Below are 17,271 nucleotides of genomic sequence, written 5' to 3'. Positions count from 1 at the left end.
TTTAGAATAAATTTCTATAAGTCGTTATCAAGATGATCGGGAGTTCCGTCACCATCCGTATCAAGGAAACCAACAAAATTACCATCGGCATCCAACTCAATTTCGTCAATTGTTAAAATACCGTCACCGTCATCATCGGTATCATTAAAGTTTGCTAAAAACACTGTAAATCCTTCTAAGTCTTCATCAGTATTATCATCACTAAGATTACCGTTTCCGTTTATATCTTCTAAAATTGAAGGAATTCCATCACCATCAAAATCTGAATCTGGTTCATATGTAAATGCATCAACCTTAAAAATTAGTGGCGAATATGTTGGTACTACGGTATTAGGAGATGAATCAAAATAAGCTAATGCCGCAGGCATAAAAATAGCCCCAATTCCATATCCTTCATAACTAACGGTACCATCTCCATTTTCTATAGGACCGTTACCTGTTTGGAAGTTTTTCATACCGTTACCAAAACCTTGCACTACAGAAGAAAGATTAAAGCGAATTGGCTGATTAACGGAAGCATCAAAAAGAGTACCATCCAATAATAATCCTTCATATCTAAGAATACAAAAGTCACCAATTGTTGGTTTGCCTTCAGCAACTCCTTGTCTTACTATAAGTGTGTAAAGAGTTTGATCAACTACCTCATCATCATCCGGTCTACCCAAATTTTCAGAATCAACAGTAATTGTTTGAGTAATTAAATTAGGACTATCAAAAAGTGATTGTCTAGAACTGTTGTCGCCAGCAATGGTATCGAATTTAATCTTAAAATCGAATCCTTCTGGTGGCGTTTCAAACTCGTCATCATTATAAAAATGAGTCTTCAAAAACTCTATAATCTCAGCATCATCCTCTATGGTAACTTCACTCAATAACCTTGGTGGTACAACTTCACCAATAGCATCATCATCATTTCTACATGAACCTAAAATAATTAAGCCAGCTATTAGTAAGTATGCATTTCTTAATTTCATCAATAATTTATTTTGAACGCGCAAGATACAATTTTCCCCTATTTTTGTTTGGAAGTTAACAAAGAAATGCAACCTATAATGCGCATAGATAAATTCTTGTGGAGTATACGATATTTTAAAACACGTAACATTGCATCTACCGCATGCAAAAAAGGTCATGTGAAAATTAACGGTAACACTGCCAAGCCAGGCAAAGAAGTTTTTCCGATGGATGAAATAGTAGTGCGCAAAAATCAAATCGATTATAAACTTACTGTTCTTGACATACCACCAAGTCGTGTTGGCGCAAAATTAGTAGACATATACAGAAAAGATACTACACCAAAAGAAGCCTTTGAGCATAATGAACTATTGCAATATTCAAAAGACTATTATCGTAAAAAAGGAATTGGCAGACCCACAAAAAAAGATAGACGAGATATTGATGATTATCTAGAAGGTCCTTCAAATACAAATGATGACCAAACAGCAGAACCCAATATTAAAAGTAAAGAAACAGAAGATTAACAAAAACTTTTAAAAACATACCTATCTTTATTGTTTTAAGAATAGCAAATGCAACAGACCATACTTTCACATCAGCAGATTCAACATAAAATTGAACGCATAGCGTACCAAATCTATGAAGCTAATGTTTCTGAAGAGGAAATCATAATAGCAGGTATAGAAGGCGGCGGATTACAATTTGCAAAGAAGATCGTTGCTAAACTTAAAAAGATTACCGAGGCTAAAATTGTATTATGCAAACTATCTATGGACAAGAAAAATCCGTTAGGTAGTGGTGTAACTACCTCTTTGCCTGATAATGACTTCATAAATAAATCGGTCGTAATCGTTGATGATGTTCTAAATTCCGGTACTACATTAATATATGGAGTACACCACTTTCTAAAAACCCCTTTAAAGCAACTTAAAACTGCAGTATTGGTCAATAGAAACCACAAGAAATATCCGGTTAAGGCAGATTATAAAGGAATTTCTCTATCGACCTCATTGCAAGAGCATGTAAACGTGCATTTTGAAACTAAAAATGACAGAGTCTATTTAGACTAAATTATTTACGATCATTTCTGCAATTTCAGTTGGTGTATTATTATTGCTCTTTATTTTCTGATGTGCCTGATTGTAGAAAAAGCTTCTCTCGAATAAATGCATGCCAATAAACTCAGTTAATTTTTCATCATCTAAATGAGAAATCATTGGGCGATGACTTTTTTCTTTCTTTAAACGATCGGTCAGTTCATTTATACCCACATTTAAATAAAAAGAATTGGCAGTTTTTTCATTGATTAGCTCCATATTTTTTCCAAAACAAGGCGTACCACCACCTAATGAAAGCACAAAACTACCTTCTTTTGAAAAAACTTTTTGAAGGTATTCTATTTCCTTTTTTCTAAAATATATTTCTCCTTTAGTCTCAAAAATGGAAGCGATAGACATCTCCTCACCTTCTTCAATATAATCATCTAAATCTAAAAATTTAATATTCAAATGGTTAGCAACAATTCTACCAACTGTAGATTTACCACTACCCATGTAACCTACCAAAACAATTTTCACTTCTTTCATTTGCACAAAATTGGACTAAATAAAAGGGTTTTCAAAAAAAAATAAATTTATCTCATAAATGGCTTGCAAAATAAAGTTATCGACGTATATTTGCACCCGCATTGAGGGAATATTAATTCTGAATATGCTTTTGACCTGGTAGCTCAGTTGGTAGAGCATCTCCCTTTTAAGGAGAGGGTCCTGGGTTCGAGCCCCAGCCAGGTCACCACTAAATATTAGCCTCTTCAAAAAAAAGAGGCTTTTTTATTTAAAGTTTTGAGTTGATTTATTTGACTTAATGACCTAGTAAGTTCTTTAGACATTTTGACCTGGTAGCTCAGTTGGTAGAGCATCTCCCTTTTAAGGAGAGGGTCCTGGGTTCGAGCCCCAGCCAGGTCACTTTAAAACCTTCAAATATGTATTATTTGGAGGTTTTTTTGTTTCTACTTATCTCTTATATAATTATATCTCGAATTTCTGCTATATCTTCTATCTAAACTCTAGACAGTTTTACATCCTTTTCGACTGACACAAGTCATATACTAAATCTAACACATAAGATAACTTTACCCTTTTAATATATTATCTATAATATACAACACTATTCCTAAGTAACTGAAATAGGTAATTTCAATTCAACATATGTCTCAAAACTTAGAAGCACCAGGCAAACCAGGTATAGATGCCAGATGGACATCTAGTACCAAGTCAGGTATTGGAAAGGCGCTTAACCCCGCTTCAGATGTTACTTTCACCCTTAGTCACGGTATTCTCAATGAAGCCTACTACCCTCGTGAAGATATTGCTTGTTTACGCGACATGGGCTTTATTGTAACAGATGGGCATGAGTTCTTCTCAGAAGAAAAACGGGATACAGAACACAAAATTGAAACACTTAAAGAAGGTATACCAGCATATAGAATTTTAAATACAGATAGATTCAATAAATATCAAATTACAAAAGAGGTCATTATCGACCCATTTAGAAATACTATTTTACAACATATTACTTTTGACCAAAAGGACCCTAATTTACCGTTACGACTTTTTGCCCTTCTTGCCCCGCATTTAAATAATGAAGGAGGTAACAATACAGGCTGGTTAGGCAGTTATAAAGGGGTAGAGATGTTTTTTGCTGAAAATGGAGATATAGCACTAGCAATGGCATGTTCTTCAAAATGGATAAAACGCTCTGTAGGATATGTAGGCACCTCTGACGGTTGGTTAGATATTAGGCAACACGGAGAATTGAAATGGCAATATGATAGTGCCACTAAAGGAAATATAGCGTGCACCGGAGAAATTGATGTCACAGAAAAAGAACTTGTTTTAGCAATAAGCTTTGGCAGAACACATATCGAAGCTGCTAATCATGCTAGGGCAAGTATTCTGAATGGTTTTGATACTGCAAAAAAAAGGTATATCCAAGAATGGCAAATTTGGCAGAATACGTTACCTAAAATATCTGCAAAAAATTTTAAAATGAGTGCTGCAATACTACGTATGCACGAAGCTAAAAACTTTCCTGGTGGTATCATAGCTAGTTTATCTATACCCTGGGGAGGTACAAAAGGTGATTCTGACAAAAGTGGATACCATGTAGTGTGGCCTAGAGATTTAGTAGAGACAGCAGGCGGTTTCAATGCTTTGGAGACAAAAGCAGATGTATCTAGAATTGTAAATTACTTAATGTCTACACAAAATGAAGATGGTAGCTGGCCACAAAATATGTGGCTTCAAGGAGAACCAAACTGGTCTGGGCTACAAATGGACCAAATTGCACTACCCATATTAGAGATTTTAAAAGGCTACTTACGAAATACAATGAGTAAAAGCCGACAAAAAAGGTACTGGCCATTGGCAAAAAAAGCTATAGTATTTCTTTTGGTCAATGGTCCTTATACCGATCAAGATCGTTGGGAAGAAGAAAGTGGGTTCTCTCCTTTTACAATGGCTACGGAAATTGCAGCTTTATTGGCAGGCGCTGAGCTAGCGGACTTAAATGATGAAAATGATTTTGCCAACTATTGTCGCGAAACCGCAGATAGTTGGAACGATACTTTAGAACATCGCACCTATGTTACTGATACTCCCCTAGCAAAAAAACACGACGTTGATGGATATTATATACGTATAAATCCATTTTCAGACATTGCCGCATCAGAATTAGGCGATAGAACAATCAATTTAAAAAATCATCATTTAGATCATGGTAAAACCAAAATCAATGAATTAGTAAGTGTAGACGCTTTAGCATTAGTAAGGTTTGGACTTCGTGATGCCAAAGACCCTAAAATTATAAACACATTAAAGATTATCGATGAAGAATTAAAAGTTAACACACCCAATGGAGATTGTTGGTATCGATATAATAATGATGGCTATGGAGAGCATGATAACGGTGAACCCTACAACGGTACTGGAAAAGGCAGGGCTTGGCCTCTATTAACTGGAGAAAGAGGTCATTATGAAATAGCTGCGGGTAATATTGAAAAAGCCCATAATTGTTTAATGGCAATGGAGGCTTTTGCAAACAAAGGTTTAATACCTGAACAAATATGGGATAAAGATAGTATTCCAGAAAAAGGTTTATACCGTGGTGAACATACAGGATCTGCAATGCCTTTAACATGGGCACATGCAGAGTACATAAAGCTTTGTATTTCTATAGAGTATAAAAAAGTTTTTGACATGCCACTTAATACCTGCCAACGCTATCTTAAAGAGAAAAAGAAATCTAATACCGCAATATGGCGTTTTGACAATGGTGTAAAAACTTTGATGAAAAGAAAAATACTACGTATTGAAACTTTGGCTAAATGTACTGTTCTTTGGACGGATGACAATTGGAAAACAACTTTTAGAACAAAGGCTAAGGATTTGAACTTTGGATTATTTGCGACCGATATTGAACCCAAAAATGAAGAAGTGACAACCATACAATTTACATTTTACTGGAACCAAGCTCACAAATGGGAAGGAAAAAATTATTCTGTTTCAGTAACTAGTGAATAAAATTCATTTTATAATCAAGAAGAATATCGATACATTTTCTTCATTATACTATAAAGTTCTGGATGCTTTTCTTGAAATTGCTCTGGATTATTAAAGAAATATTCGCTCGCCACACTCAGAAATTCAACTTCACTGGTTGCCCCATATGGATTAATATCAGATTTATTTTTTTTGATACTTTCAATTTCTTTGTGCATCAATTTCAACCAAGGGGCTACATATTGTTTTTGCATAAGACTTTCAGGAAGACCATCAACGGCACCATCAGCCATATCTATTAAATGCACAAATTCATGAATACCAACATTGCTAGAGGAATTCTCATTCTTAAATCCTGCACGTAGGGCGGGCAATGATAAAATCATTAAACGATTCATATTTCCTTTACCTACCTTTCCTAAAATATTACGTCCATCACCTTCCGTTTGGTGATCATCGTTAAAACTACCTTGGTAAAGTAAAACCTCATTAATATTACGATATCGCAATTCAGGAAAACCAAACAAGGGTATTACAGCACTAGCCCCTACTAACAAACGATCAGTATCATTAATTTCTATTTTTACACCGGTTATAGTTACATCATCAAAAAAATATAATAGTTCTTGTTCAAAACGTAACTTGTCGGTTGCAGACAAATCTGCATAAAATGATACTTCTTTATTAAGAATATTGCGCCAAGTATCATTAAAGTTATCTAGATTAATGGTTTTCTTATAGAACCAAACCCTCCATACTATAACCAAAACAAAAAGTAATAAAGGCAAAAAAACATAAAGACTATTGGACATAGTCAAAGTTAAGTAGTTTTAAAAAAACAGACAATAATAGATGTTCCCCAACCCTATTACTGCCTGTTCTATCAAAAACCAACCAATTAAAAAAATACCATTGATTAACACTAATGGTATTTTTTCAATTTTATACTCGGCGTTTATGATGATTTAAAATTTTTCCTTTCTCATTGGTATGCACATGAATTTTTTTACCATGATTCTCTAACACTACCCTATATCTCTTTTTTGCTTTATTATCACCAACTTGTACCATATCATAAGAATCTTTTAATATTTTCCAATTAGGATATTCTTTTGCTATAGATTTACTTACACTGTAAGGTAGAGCCACATTTTTAAAATGCTCTGTAATTTTAATCAGTTCACCATCTCTATCATAGGTAACAGTAACTTCTTTACCCGCCGTATGCATATCTATTTCATAGGTATCATAATCAGCATTAGTATCTATATTGGGGTTTATATAAACATCACCTTCTACATATTCTACTGGTATAGCATTATACTCTATTATAGTAAAATCCGGAAAATCTTCTTCTAAAGCTGTTACCACTAATTCAGGAACATCTTCTACTTCTAATTTTGCTTTAAATAACAAATCTTGTGCATTAGATTGTAAAGTCAACCCCATTAATACTGCACTTAAAACTATTGTTTTCATGTTTTTAAAATTTAAAATGAACTTCAGTTATAATTATTAAATCTTTAGGCTTCCACAGATTCTTTTGTCTGCATTTCAACTTCAGTGCCTGCGGTATCAGACATTATTTTCTCTGCTTTTTCTAGTTCTTCAGTAGAACCATGAGCAATAACCAAATACTTATCGGCTTTTAAAGCAGTTTCATATTGTAGCACGCTATCTTTTGGTATTCCAATTCCAAAAAGAGCTCCGCCTAAAGCGGACAATCCGCCTACAACTACTGCACCTTCTAAACCACCTACTAATGAAGATACTATTGGTCCTGCTAGCACTACCGGTCCTATCCCTGGTATCAAGAAAAAACCTGCTCCGAAGACAAATCCCCAAATGCCTCCCCAAAAAGCACCTGCCGATCCCCAGGTTTTCATTCTATCTCCGGTATTATAAAAACCAATGACCTTATCTTCCTCATGGTAATCTTTACCAACAATAGAAAGTTTTTTCATATCAAAGCCAGATTCTTGAAGCTCTTTAACTACCTTCTCAGCTTTCTCATGAGAGTCGCATATTGCAACAGTTACTTCTTTTTTCATACTATTCTATTTAATTGTTAAACCTACAATTAGTGTTTTGATAGAATAAAAGTATAAGGTTCATAAAGCTATATGGCTGACCTACATCAGTTCCATAAATTTTAGTATTATTTTAACGAATAGTTTATTTGGTTTTGTAGTAATCAAAAACATTTCAATAAATACAGAAAAAGGGATAAATCTTGTTTGAAATAAAAATTATTGTTTGTTTAAAATCCGTTTCAATAAAATTGAATAAATAGGAGCATTACCTAAAATAGTAGTGCAAACAGAAGCTGTAACCGCAGTAAAAATCAAAGGCAAAATCAACTCATAATTTGCCGTCATTTCTACTGAAAGCGCCAAACCTGTAAGTGGAGCCCTAATGGTTGAGGCAAAGATGCCCGCCATACCGGCAACAGCAAAAATAGCAGGATCAAGTACAAGCTCTGGAAAAAAATGTTGCGCTACACCGCCAAAGAGCATACCTATAATTACTCCTAAAGTTATTAAGGGAGTAAAAATACCTCCTGGTACTCCAGACCCATAACTAAGAACAGAAAGAATAAACCGAACTACAAATAGCAACAAAAGAAACTTCATGGTAAAAGAACTATTATAAACATGTGATATGGTACTGTAACCTGCTCCGACCATATCATCTGAAATTAAACCCACACCAGTTATTACGAGTGCCAAAATCAACGCTACTATTACATAATTCACTTTTAAGTTTTTGAAAAAATCTAGAGAGAGTATCAATGTTTTATTAAATGCAATTCCTATAACACTAAGTAAAAGACCTAGCAATACAAACAACCATATACCTGATAGTTCTTCAAAAGTAAAAATGGTTGTTTTAAGAATAGGGCCGCCACCTATTAATAGTCTAACAATCATATCTGCAGAACCTGCCCCTATCATAAGTGCAGCTAATGAATAAAAATTAAATTTAAAATGACCGTTCATTTCCTCGATTACAAAAATAATACCTGCAAAAGGAGCATTGAAAGCACTTGCCAAACCTGCTGCGGCACCTGTGCTTATTAAAGGATTATCTTCTTCTACCGGTTGCTTAAAAACATCTTCGGTCATCTTACCAACATTAGCACCAATTTGTACAGTTGGTCCTTCCCTGCCAAGTAACAAACCACTACTTAAAGAGAATAACGATGCTATGAATTTAACCGGTAGAACCTTACGCCATCTAACTGGTCTTAAACCATCTAGAGCACCTTCTATCTCTTGAATTCCGCTACCTGCAGTTTCTGGTGCATATTTTTTAACTAAGAAAATTGAAAACCAAACACCTAGAAAAGTGAAGAAAATTGACCATAACCAATCTAGACCAAACTGATTAAAACCCACTATTTTAGAAATTGTTCTTAACGTTACAAGACGGGAAAGTATCAATCTAAAGAGTGAACTCAACAAACCTGTAACCAAACCTACCAAAAGTGCATATAGTAAGAGTTTGTAATTACTTATGTCACTAATTACCAATCTTTTGATAAAACTGATTTTTCTTTCACTATTCATTTAAAATATTTAAAGTCTATACTGTTAAATATGTTATTACAATATTAAAAAGCTAGGGCAGCCTATTGCATGACCCAAATCAGCTAAGGCAAATAATATTCAATTTAAGTATAGGTGACCCAAGTCATTCTTAGTTAGAAAAGGAGCGTATACTTTTGAACTTGTAATTAGTTACAAATTCATAACAGGGTGAAACTCAAGATTCCGAAAAAAATAAAGCAATCGCTTATCGAATTAGGAGATCTCTCTTATTTCTCAGCTCGTTTTTTCAAAGAAGCGTTTCGGCCACCCTTTGAGTTTAATGAGTTTGTTAGGCAATGCTATCAAATTGGGTATCGGTCATTGACCCTGGTTTTAGTTACTGGCTTTATAATAGGGTTAGTTCTAGATTTACAGTCACGACCAACAATGATTCAATTTGGTGCTGTTTCTTGGATGCCCAACATGGTTGGCATTTCCATAGTACGCGAGTTAGGACCTGTGATAACAGCTTTGGTTTGTGCTGGGCGTATTTCATCTGGTATAGGAGCAGAATTGGGTTCTATGCGGGTAACCGAACAGATTGATGCAATGGAAGTTTCTGGCACCAATCCTTTTAAATATTTAGTAGTTACAAGGGTTATGGCCTCAATACTAATGATCCCGTTATTGGTAATATTAAGTGATGCCGTTGCTCTTTTTGGTTCAGCGTTAATTGAAAACATGAAGGGCAATGTTTCTTTTCAACTTTATTTTAATACGGTATTCGATGTTTTATCTTATTCAGATATAATACCGGCACTAATAAAAACCTTCTTCTTTGGTTTTGCAATCGGTATAGTAGGTTGTTTTAAAGGATATTATAGTAAAAAAGGAACTGCAGGTGTTGGCGTAGCGGCAAATACGGCTGTAGTAATGACCTCTTTACTTCTATTTTTAATAGATTTTGTAGCGGTCTTCATATCTAACATTTTTTTTGACTCATAATGGAAGATAAAAAGAACATATCAAAACAGGTTAAAGACAAAAAGGAAGTCATTATAGAAATCAAAGATCTCTATAAAAGCTTTGGGGACAATAAGGTGCTAGACGGATTTCATATGGAGCTGTTCAAAGGCGAAAATCTTGTAGTCATGGGTAAGTCTGGCTCTGGAAAATCGGTGATGATAAAATGTTTAGTAGGCTTAATGCAACCAGATAGTGGTTACATTTCTGTTCTGGGTAAAGAAATAAAAAAATTAGATCGTGAAACTTTAGATATACTTAGATCTGATATTGGTTTCTTATTTCAAGGTAGTGCCCTTTATGATTCAATGACCGTAAGAGAAAATTTAGAGTTCCCAATGCGTCGTCACAAAGAAAAATTTGGTGTTATAAAGGATACTACATCATTGGTAACTGATGCCTTGGAAAGTGTTGGACTAGCACATACCATTGATCTTATGCCTCAAGAGCTATCTGGCGGTATGCAGCGTAGAATTGCCTTGGCACGTACGCTCATTCTAAAACCTAAAATTATACTTTATGATGAACCTACCACCGGTTTAGATCCTATTACATCCAAAGAAATTATTGAATTAATGCGCAACATTCAGATAAAATACGGTACATCTTCATTAATTATTACACATGATGTTGATTGCGCCCGAGTCATATCTGACCGAATGATTTTACTAGTAGACGGTATCAACTACATTGAAGGTACATACACTGATCTAATACAATCAACAGACCCAAAGGTAGAAGCATTTTTTAAAAAATAAATTATGGAAAAATCAGCATCTGAAAAATTGAGACTAGGCGTTTTTGTTCTTATTGGATCAGTTTTGTCAATACTTGTCATTTATTTAATTGGCAACAAGCAAAACATGTTTGGTAATACCTTTACCCTTAATGCTACATTTAATAATGTACGGGGTCTACAAAATGGAAATAATGTGAGATATGCTGGCATAAATATTGGCACAGTAAAAGACATAGAAATGATTAATGATACTACGATACAAGTAGGTATGTTAATTGACAATAATATGCAGAAACATATTAGAAAAAATTCTGTCGCAAATATAGGATCAGATGGTTTAGTAGGTAGTATGATTATCAATATTGTACCGGGTATAGGCGAAGCGCCATATATAAAACCAAATGATGAAATTAAATCATTTAGCAATGTTGCCACTTCTGATATGATGAATACATTGAACGTAACCAATGAAAATGCTGCAATATTTACAGAGCAACTCTTAAACATTACACGTTCAATAAATGAAGGAAAAGGAACTGTAGGTCGTTTACTTAATGACACCATATTAGGTGATAATTTAAACCAAACGATAATCAATCTAAAAAACACTACTTATAATGCTCAGAAAACGATGAAAAAACTAGATGAGCTAGTGGAACATTTAGATAATAAAGAAAGTGTAGCTGCAACTTTATTTGGCGACTCGCTTTCCGGAAGAAAAATAAAAAACGTTCTAAAAAATCTCGAAAACTCTTCTATTGAAATTGAAAAAACAACTAAAAATCTCAATGCTGTAATTAGTAATATTGATAATGGTAATGGCGCCATTAACTATTTATCGACAGATACTACTTTAGTTAACCAGCTGCAGAATTCAATGAAAAATGTTGATGAAGGCATCTTAAAATTCAATGAAAACATGGAAGCGCTTAAACATAATTTCTTGACCCGTGGATATTTCAAAAAACAAGAAAAACAAAAAGCAAAAAATCTAAGAGAGGTAGAAAACTAGAGAATTTTAAAATTTCAGCTTTCATGATTTGTATCATATATCATTTTTGAATACCACCATACCTTCATACTCCTAAAACAATTATGGATTAGAAACCAGTGTTCTCTACTCTTACTTTTTAATGAATAATCTTTAATGGTAAAGGATTAAAACAACACTATAAATTCAATAAAATGAATTCAAAAATTACATCTATTTCGGCTCTTGAAATATTAGACTCTAGAGGAAACCCTACACTAAAGGCATATGTAACTTTAGAAGATGGAACTAAAGCTTCCGCCTCCGTACCATCAGGAGCATCAACTGGTATGAACGAAGCTTTAGAACTGCGCGATAACGAAAAACGTTACAGTGGAAAAGGCGTTCAGAAAGCTGTAGAAAACGTTAATAAAAAGATAGCTGCAGCGCTAACAGGAATGAATGCAGTTGACCAAAAAAATATTGATTATACAATGATTGAATTAGATGGTACCGAGAATAAATCTCAGCTTGGTGCCAATGCCATTTTAGGCGTTTCTATGGCAGTCGCTAAAGCGGCAGCCGTATCATCTAACCTTCCGCTATATCGTTATTTGGGTGGATCTAACAACTTACGTATTCCAGTGCCTTGCATGAATATTCTTAACGGTGGCGAACATGCAGATAATAGTGTAGATTTTCAGGAATTCATGCTAGTACCACATGGTGCTCCAAGTTTTAAGGAAGGCCTTAGGTACGTTGCAGAAACTTTTCATGTACTCAAAAGAATATTAAAGAATAAAGGTCTTGCTACAAGTGTTGGTGATGAAGGCGGTTTTGCACCTAATTGCGCTAGCAATGAAATTGCTATAGAATTTATTATTGAAGCAATTGAACAAGCCGGATACCAACCTGGCATAGATTTATCCGTCGCCATTGATAGTGCCGCCAATTCCTTCTCGCCTAATTTGGGTAACAAGTATGATCTTACCAAATCTGGTGCTGGTAAAATGACAACAGATGAGCTTATTGATATGTCTGGAGAATGGATAAAAAAATACCCGATCATCTCTTGGGAAGACCCTCTTTCTGAAGGAGATTGGAACGGGTTTTCTAAATTCACTAAGAAGTTTGGAGATAAAATAGAAGTGGTAGGCGATGATATTTTTGTTACCAACAGAAAATATATCAGCAGAGGAATTAGCGAGAAAACGGCTAATTCAGCGCTAATCAAATTAAATCAGATTGGTTCGGTAACAGAAACAATAGAAGCCGTGCGCATGTGCCGTGAAGCAGGATGGCGCTATTTTTTATCTCATCGCTCTGGTGAAACCGAAGATACCTTCTTAGCAGATTTTGCCGTAGCTATGGATGGCGGACATTTAAAAGCTGGGTCTGCATGCAGAGGAGAACGTGTGGCCAAATACAATAGACTATTAGAAATAGAGCACCAACTTAAAGGAAGATCAGAATACCGCTGGAAATAGTATAAGCTCTTTTACTACACAAAAAAAGACATATCATTATTAATACATAACACTAGTTATTAGAATTCACTTTTACAACAGCATAGAATTATGACAGATATATCAGTAAGCGAAAGCACTAGTATTCTCAGAGAAAATTATAATGGTCATTTAGCATATATAGCAGAGGGCAAACCCTACGTAATTCCTATTACCTATTATTTTGATGCTGAAGATAATAGTTTAATAAGCTATACTGCAAAAGGTCATAAAATTGATGCCATGCGAAAAAACAACGATGTTTCTATGGTAGTAGAACAGCTACATTCCATGGTAAATTGGGAGTCCGCCCTTGTTCATGGCATATTTGAAGAATTAGAAGGTATTACCGCTAAGGAAAAATTACATCAATTCACAGAAGGAATAAAAGCAATTATTAGAAATAAGGAACATAAAAATGTTGAGTTTATCAATGAATTTTCAAGCAAATCGTATGCAAGAGGTACACCTATAGTTTATAAAATAAATATTGAAAAAGTTACAGGTAAACGTCGTGAGATATAATCTTGTTTCGGCATAGTATATATAATCTACTTATTGATTATATAATTATCAGAATTAGAAATAATAACAATTTAAAAAAATCATAATGAGTGCAAAATCAAATAAAGTCGCAATGATTACTGGTGGCGGACAAGGAATTGGGGAAGCTATTTGCAAGAGGTTGGCAAAAGACGGATTCTCAATATCCGTTGCTGATTTAAACGAAATAAATGCTGCTAAAGTTGCCAAGGCAATTAATGAAGAAGGTGGTAGCGCAATTGCCATTCAAGTAGATGTTGCAGACCGTGAAAGCGTATTCTCTGCTGTGGAAGAAACAGCTGCTAAATTAGGTGGTTTTGATGTTATTGTGAACAATGCAGGCGTAGGTCCTATTACACCAATTGACACTATAACTCCAGAGCAGTTTGATAAGGTTTACAGAATTAATGTAGCCGGTGTGCTATGGGGAATTCAGGCTGCCCAAAAGAAATTTAAAGAATTAGGTCACGGAGGAAAAATTATAAATGCCACCTCTCAAGCAGGTGTAGTAGGTAACCCGGGCTTAGCACTATACTGTGGAACCAAGTTTGCCATAAGGGGAATAACCCAAGTAGCTGCTCGCGATTTAGCAAAAGACGCAATTACATCTAATGCGTACGCGCCTGGCATTGTAAAAACACCTATGATGTTCGGCATAGCACATGACGTGGGTCAAGCAGCTGGCAAATCTGACGAATGGGGTATGGAAACTTTCGCTAAAAATGTAACATTGGGCAGATTATCAGAACCAGAAGATGTAGCTGCAGGTGTGTCTTTCTTAGCCGGTCCAGATTCAAATTATATGACTGGTCAAACTTTGATCATTGATGGTGGAATGCAATTTCATTAAACTGAATATTTAAGTTTAAAAAAAGTACTCTAGTTCGTACTAACTGATTACACATGTATTAAATAGTTCACCCAACAAGTGAAGTTTTAAGTACCATCTTTACATTCACATGTTGGGTTATACCTTTAAAAAAATCACTTTCACACACTTTTCTTTAGTAGAAAAACACTTCTAAACAGATATAAAACTAATCAAATACAGAGCTAATGCTATGTATTTATTTGATAAAAGTCACACAATTTATTTTTTTACGATAATCTACAGCTACATGACCTGAATCATAAAGGAGGTGGAGCTAACAAGCTAGTTTTGTGTAGAATTAAGATCGTCTTCGGTAAAGACATCACATCATAAAAGTCTATATAAAATGAAACATTGTTCTATAATTTTATTGGTTATAATACTCTTGCCTGTAAGTTGGAGCTACGCTCAAACGTTAGAATTAGACTACTGCCAAGACAGAGCTAGATCTATTAGTCCTATTAAAAAACAAGAATTACTTTATGAAGCAGAAGCTTCTATGAACATCAAAAATTTAAATAGTTTTAATCTTCCCCAATCACGATTAAATGGTGAGTACAACTACTTATCTGACGTGTTAGATATAGGAATTGATATTGCTGGTTTAGATATCGCAGAAATACCTCAAAACCAATACACACTATCCTTAGATGTATCCCAAAAAATTTATGATGGTGGTTATATAAAGAATGCCAAAAAAATGCAAAAAGCACAAATGGCTGCCAATATAAAGGGTATGGAGGTTGACTTGTTTGAGATAAAAGGAATGATAAATACCCTTTATTTCAATGCTTTAGTATATCAAGAAAATGAAAAGCTACTTTCAACGGTAGTAGATGAATTGCAGAAACAACATAAAAAATTAATGTCCTTGGTTGAAAACGGTGCCATGCTAAAAAGTAACGCCAACATTCTTAAGCAGCAAATTTTACGAATTCAACAGCAAATTTTAGAAGTACAGCTAGGGCGAAAAGCAGTAATTGATATGCTAAGTGATTGGATTGGAGAACCCATTGCCCCAGACACTGAATTTAGACTCCCGTTAATAGCTGAACAAGATCTCGCCCAAGATATCAATAGACCAGAACAACAATATTTTGATTTAATGGAAGACAATCTTGAATCTCAAAAAAAGGTATTAAACGCACAAGTTTTACCCAATCTATCTGGTATTGCTCAATTGGGTATTGGGAGTCCTAATCCATTAAATTATTTTGAAGTAGACGTTACTGAATATTATGTTGTTGGAGCACGATTGAAATGGAATTTTTGGGATTGGAAACAAACATCCAGAAAAAAGAAAGTACTTGAAATTAATAAAGATATTCTGTCAAGCAAAAAAGAAGATTTTGAAAAGAAAATAAAAATAGCAGCTATTCGAGATCAATCTAGTATAGAAACCTACAAACAACTCATTGAAAAAGATAAAAAGATACTAGAGCTACAAGAAGATATTGTTCAAAAAAGTTATTCCCAATTTCAAAACGGTGTTATTACCTCAACAGATTACATCATAGAAATAAACAAAAGAACAGAAGCACAGTTGAATCTGCAAATACACGGTATTCAAAAAATACAGTCGGAAATTAATTATCTGACCACGAAAGGAAATTTATAACAATTAAATAGATATGAAAATGAAATATTTTATAGCCGTTATCATTTTAAGCTTCGGACTCATTAGTTGCTCTGGCGAGAAATTATCTGACGCATATGGCAATTTTGAAGCTGATGAAGTTATTGTTGGCTCAGAAGGTCAAGGTAAAATTCTTGCTTTTAATGTTAAAGAAGGAGAGCAAATACAAGCGGGTACAATTGTAGGGTACATAGATACTATGCAGCTATCACTTAAAAAACAACAGTTGATAGCTAGTATAAATGCTGTATCTGCACAGACCATAGACGTACAAAGTCAATTGAATATTTATAGGGAACAGAAAAACAATATTATACGTGAACAACGAAGAGTAGAACATATGTTGAAAGACGAGGCTGCTACACAAAAAGAATTGGACAATATAAATGGAAACATTGAGGTAGTGGACCGTGAGATAGAAGCTTCCAGAAAAAAGTTAGAAACCAATAACAGAGGTATTCTAAGCCAAATAGAGCCTATAGAAAGACAAATAGACCAGATCAATGATCAAATAAATAAAAGTCTAATCATGAACCCTATTTCTGGAACGGTACTTACAAAATATTCAGAAGAAATGGAGTTGGCAGGCTATGGAACCCCTCTATATAAGATTGCTGGTCTAGATGAAATTACACTCAAAGTTTATGTAAGCGGTGATCAACTTTCTCATATAAAAATTGGGCAAGAAGTTGAAGTATTGATCGATGACACTAAAAAAGAAAACCGCGCTTTAAAAGGAACAATAAAGTGGATAGCATCCGAGGCTGAGTTTACTCCTAAAATTGTTCAAACCAAAGACGAAAGGGTAGATATGGTGTATGCGGTTAAAGTATTGGTGCAAAATGATGGCTATCTAAAAATTGGTATGCCGGGCGAAATTAACTTCACGAGTAACTCGTCTGATGAAGAAAAATAAATATAACCACTAATAGGTAAGG

The 17,271-nt window shown here is 34.5% G+C and carries 17 protein-coding genes and 2 tRNA genes; 13 read left to right on the top strand and 6 right to left on the bottom strand.

Annotated elements, in window-relative coordinates; genetic code table 11:
* Positions 1–14: 14 nt before the first annotated feature.
* Positions 15–974 carry an FKBP-type peptidyl-prolyl cis-trans isomerase gene (locus UH1x_RS15380; protein WP_482622778.1) on the bottom strand — a complete coding sequence of 320 codons (960 nt, stop codon included), beginning with the start codon at positions 972–974 and terminating at the stop codon, positions 15–17.
* A gap of 78 nt (positions 975–1,052) precedes the next feature.
* Here UH1x_RS15380 and UH1x_RS15375 point away from each other — a divergent pair, with 78 nt between their 5' ends.
* On the top strand, positions 1,053–1,481 hold the full coding sequence (locus tag UH1x_RS15375) for an RNA-binding S4 domain-containing protein (protein WP_051941947.1): 429 nt from the start codon (positions 1,053–1,055) through the stop codon (positions 1,479–1,481).
* Between the two features lie 48 nt (positions 1,482–1,529).
* Positions 1,530–2,027 (top strand): phosphoribosyltransferase family protein, encoded by a 498-nt coding sequence (locus UH1x_RS15370; protein WP_036153260.1) that lies wholly within the window; start codon positions 1,530–1,532, stop codon positions 2,025–2,027.
* Here the strand turns inward: UH1x_RS15370 and UH1x_RS15365 are convergent.
* Positions 2,019–2,534: a shikimate kinase gene (locus UH1x_RS15365; protein ID WP_482626512.1), complete on the bottom strand. Its 516-nt coding sequence runs from the start codon at positions 2,532–2,534 to the stop codon at positions 2,019–2,021. The genes UH1x_RS15370 and UH1x_RS15365 overlap by 9 nt on opposite strands.
* Before the next feature lie 141 nt (positions 2,535–2,675).
* Here UH1x_RS15365 and UH1x_RS15360 point away from each other — a divergent pair.
* From UH1x_RS15360 to UH1x_RS15350, 3 genes are all read left to right on the top strand, one after another.
* Positions 2,676–2,751 (top strand) — tRNA-Lys (locus tag UH1x_RS15360).
* 97 nt (positions 2,752–2,848) lie between these two features.
* Positions 2,849–2,921 (top strand) — tRNA-Lys (locus UH1x_RS15355).
* Between the two features lie 243 nt (positions 2,922–3,164).
* Positions 3,165–5,537, top strand: a complete 2,373-nt coding sequence (locus UH1x_RS15350; protein ID WP_482622777.1) for a glycoside hydrolase family 15 protein — start codon at positions 3,165–3,167, stop codon at positions 5,535–5,537.
* Positions 5,538–5,551: 14 nt separating this feature from the next.
* Here the strand turns inward: UH1x_RS15350 and UH1x_RS15345 are convergent, their stop codons facing one another.
* The 4 genes from UH1x_RS15345 to clcA form a co-directional block, all read right to left on the bottom strand.
* Positions 5,552–6,328: a M90 family metallopeptidase gene (locus UH1x_RS15345; RefSeq protein WP_482622775.1), complete on the bottom strand. Its 777-nt coding sequence runs from the start codon at positions 6,326–6,328 to the stop codon at positions 5,552–5,554.
* Between the two features lie 130 nt (positions 6,329–6,458).
* On the bottom strand, positions 6,459–6,995 hold the full coding sequence (locus UH1x_RS15340) for a hypothetical protein (protein ID WP_482622774.1): 537 nt from the start codon (positions 6,993–6,995) through the stop codon (positions 6,459–6,461).
* A 44-nt stretch (positions 6,996–7,039) separates the two neighbouring features.
* Positions 7,040–7,567, bottom strand: coding sequence for a general stress protein (locus UH1x_RS15335; protein ID WP_482622773.1), 528 nt, complete (start codon positions 7,565–7,567; stop codon positions 7,040–7,042).
* 198 nt (positions 7,568–7,765) lie between these two features.
* Positions 7,766–9,085: a H(+)/Cl(-) exchange transporter ClcA gene (gene clcA / locus UH1x_RS15330; RefSeq protein WP_482622771.1), complete on the bottom strand. Its 1,320-nt coding sequence runs from the start codon at positions 9,083–9,085 to the stop codon at positions 7,766–7,768.
* A gap of 189 nt (positions 9,086–9,274) precedes the next feature.
* On the opposite strand from clcA, the gene UH1x_RS15325 reads away from it, so the two are divergent.
* From UH1x_RS15325 to UH1x_RS15290, 8 genes are all read left to right on the top strand, one after another.
* A complete protein-coding gene (locus UH1x_RS15325) occupies positions 9,275–10,051 on the top strand; it encodes an MlaE family ABC transporter permease (protein ID WP_482622770.1) in 777 nt (258 codons plus the stop codon).
* The gene (locus UH1x_RS15320) at positions 10,051–10,827 is read left to right on the top strand and encodes an ABC transporter ATP-binding protein (RefSeq protein WP_482622768.1); all 777 of its coding nucleotides are present in this window, start codon (positions 10,051–10,053) and stop codon (positions 10,825–10,827) included. The genes UH1x_RS15325 and UH1x_RS15320 overlap by 1 nt, the downstream gene beginning before the upstream one ends.
* A gap of 3 nt (positions 10,828–10,830) precedes the next feature.
* Positions 10,831–11,820 (top strand): MlaD family protein, encoded by a 990-nt coding sequence (locus UH1x_RS15315; protein ID WP_482622766.1) that lies wholly within the window; start codon positions 10,831–10,833, stop codon positions 11,818–11,820.
* A 173-nt stretch (positions 11,821–11,993) separates the two neighbouring features.
* Complete coding sequence (gene eno / locus UH1x_RS15310) at positions 11,994–13,265, top strand: phosphopyruvate hydratase (protein WP_482622764.1); 1,272 nt, start codon at positions 11,994–11,996, stop codon at positions 13,263–13,265.
* Positions 13,266–13,355: 90 nt separating this feature from the next.
* The gene (locus tag UH1x_RS15305) at positions 13,356–13,808 is read left to right on the top strand and encodes a pyridoxamine 5'-phosphate oxidase family protein (RefSeq protein ID WP_482622763.1); all 453 of its coding nucleotides are present in this window, start codon (positions 13,356–13,358) and stop codon (positions 13,806–13,808) included.
* A gap of 85 nt (positions 13,809–13,893) precedes the next feature.
* On the top strand, positions 13,894–14,676 hold the full coding sequence (locus tag UH1x_RS15300; RefSeq protein WP_482622762.1) for a (S)-acetoin forming diacetyl reductase: 783 nt from the start codon (positions 13,894–13,896) through the stop codon (positions 14,674–14,676).
* Between the two features lie 367 nt (positions 14,677–15,043).
* On the top strand, positions 15,044–16,315 hold the full coding sequence (locus tag UH1x_RS15295) for a TolC family protein (protein ID WP_482622760.1): 1,272 nt from the start codon (positions 15,044–15,046) through the stop codon (positions 16,313–16,315).
* Positions 16,316–16,334: 19 nt separating this feature from the next.
* The gene (locus tag UH1x_RS15290) at positions 16,335–17,249 is read left to right on the top strand and encodes an HlyD family secretion protein (protein WP_482622758.1); all 915 of its coding nucleotides are present in this window, start codon (positions 16,335–16,337) and stop codon (positions 17,247–17,249) included.
* Positions 17,250–17,271: the final 22 nt, after the last annotated feature.

Source organism: Maribacter sp. UH1, from assembly GCF_056839145.1.
Note: the sequence above shows the minus strand (reverse complement) of the source record. Positions and strands in the feature narration are given on the sequence as shown.

Excerpts from the sequence above, each read along its gene's own strand:
- clcA (WP_482622771.1), bottom strand. The coding sequence starts at position 9,085 with ATGAATAGTGAAAGAAAAATCAGTTTTATCAAAAGATTGGTAATTAGT.
- UH1x_RS15315 (WP_482622766.1), top strand. The coding sequence starts at position 10,831 with ATGGAAAAATCAGCATCTGAAAAATTGAGACTAGGCGTTTTTGTTCTT.
- UH1x_RS15300 (WP_482622762.1), top strand. The coding sequence starts at position 13,894 with ATGAGTGCAAAATCAAATAAAGTCGCAATGATTACTGGTGGCGGACAA.
- UH1x_RS15370 (WP_036153260.1), top strand. The coding sequence starts at position 1,530 with ATGCAACAGACCATACTTTCACATCAGCAGATTCAACATAAAATTGAA.
- UH1x_RS15350 (WP_482622777.1), top strand. The coding sequence starts at position 3,165 with ATGTCTCAAAACTTAGAAGCACCAGGCAAACCAGGTATAGATGCCAGA.
- UH1x_RS15340 (WP_482622774.1), bottom strand. The coding sequence starts at position 6,995 with ATGAAAACAATAGTTTTAAGTGCAGTATTAATGGGGTTGACTTTACAA.
- UH1x_RS15335 (WP_482622773.1), bottom strand. The coding sequence starts at position 7,567 with ATGAAAAAAGAAGTAACTGTTGCAATATGCGACTCTCATGAGAAAGCT.
- UH1x_RS15345 (WP_482622775.1), bottom strand. The coding sequence starts at position 6,328 with ATGTCCAATAGTCTTTATGTTTTTTTGCCTTTATTACTTTTTGTTTTG.
- UH1x_RS15305 (WP_482622763.1), top strand. The coding sequence starts at position 13,356 with ATGACAGATATATCAGTAAGCGAAAGCACTAGTATTCTCAGAGAAAAT.
- UH1x_RS15380 (WP_482622778.1), bottom strand. The coding sequence starts at position 974 with ATGAAATTAAGAAATGCATACTTACTAATAGCTGGCTTAATTATTTTA.
- UH1x_RS15375 (WP_051941947.1), top strand. The coding sequence starts at position 1,053 with ATGCGCATAGATAAATTCTTGTGGAGTATACGATATTTTAAAACACGT.
- eno (WP_482622764.1), top strand. The coding sequence starts at position 11,994 with ATGAATTCAAAAATTACATCTATTTCGGCTCTTGAAATATTAGACTCT.
- UH1x_RS15320 (WP_482622768.1), top strand. The coding sequence starts at position 10,051 with ATGGAAGATAAAAAGAACATATCAAAACAGGTTAAAGACAAAAAGGAA.
- UH1x_RS15295 (WP_482622760.1), top strand. The coding sequence starts at position 15,044 with ATGAAACATTGTTCTATAATTTTATTGGTTATAATACTCTTGCCTGTA.
- UH1x_RS15290 (WP_482622758.1), top strand. The coding sequence starts at position 16,335 with ATGAAATATTTTATAGCCGTTATCATTTTAAGCTTCGGACTCATTAGT.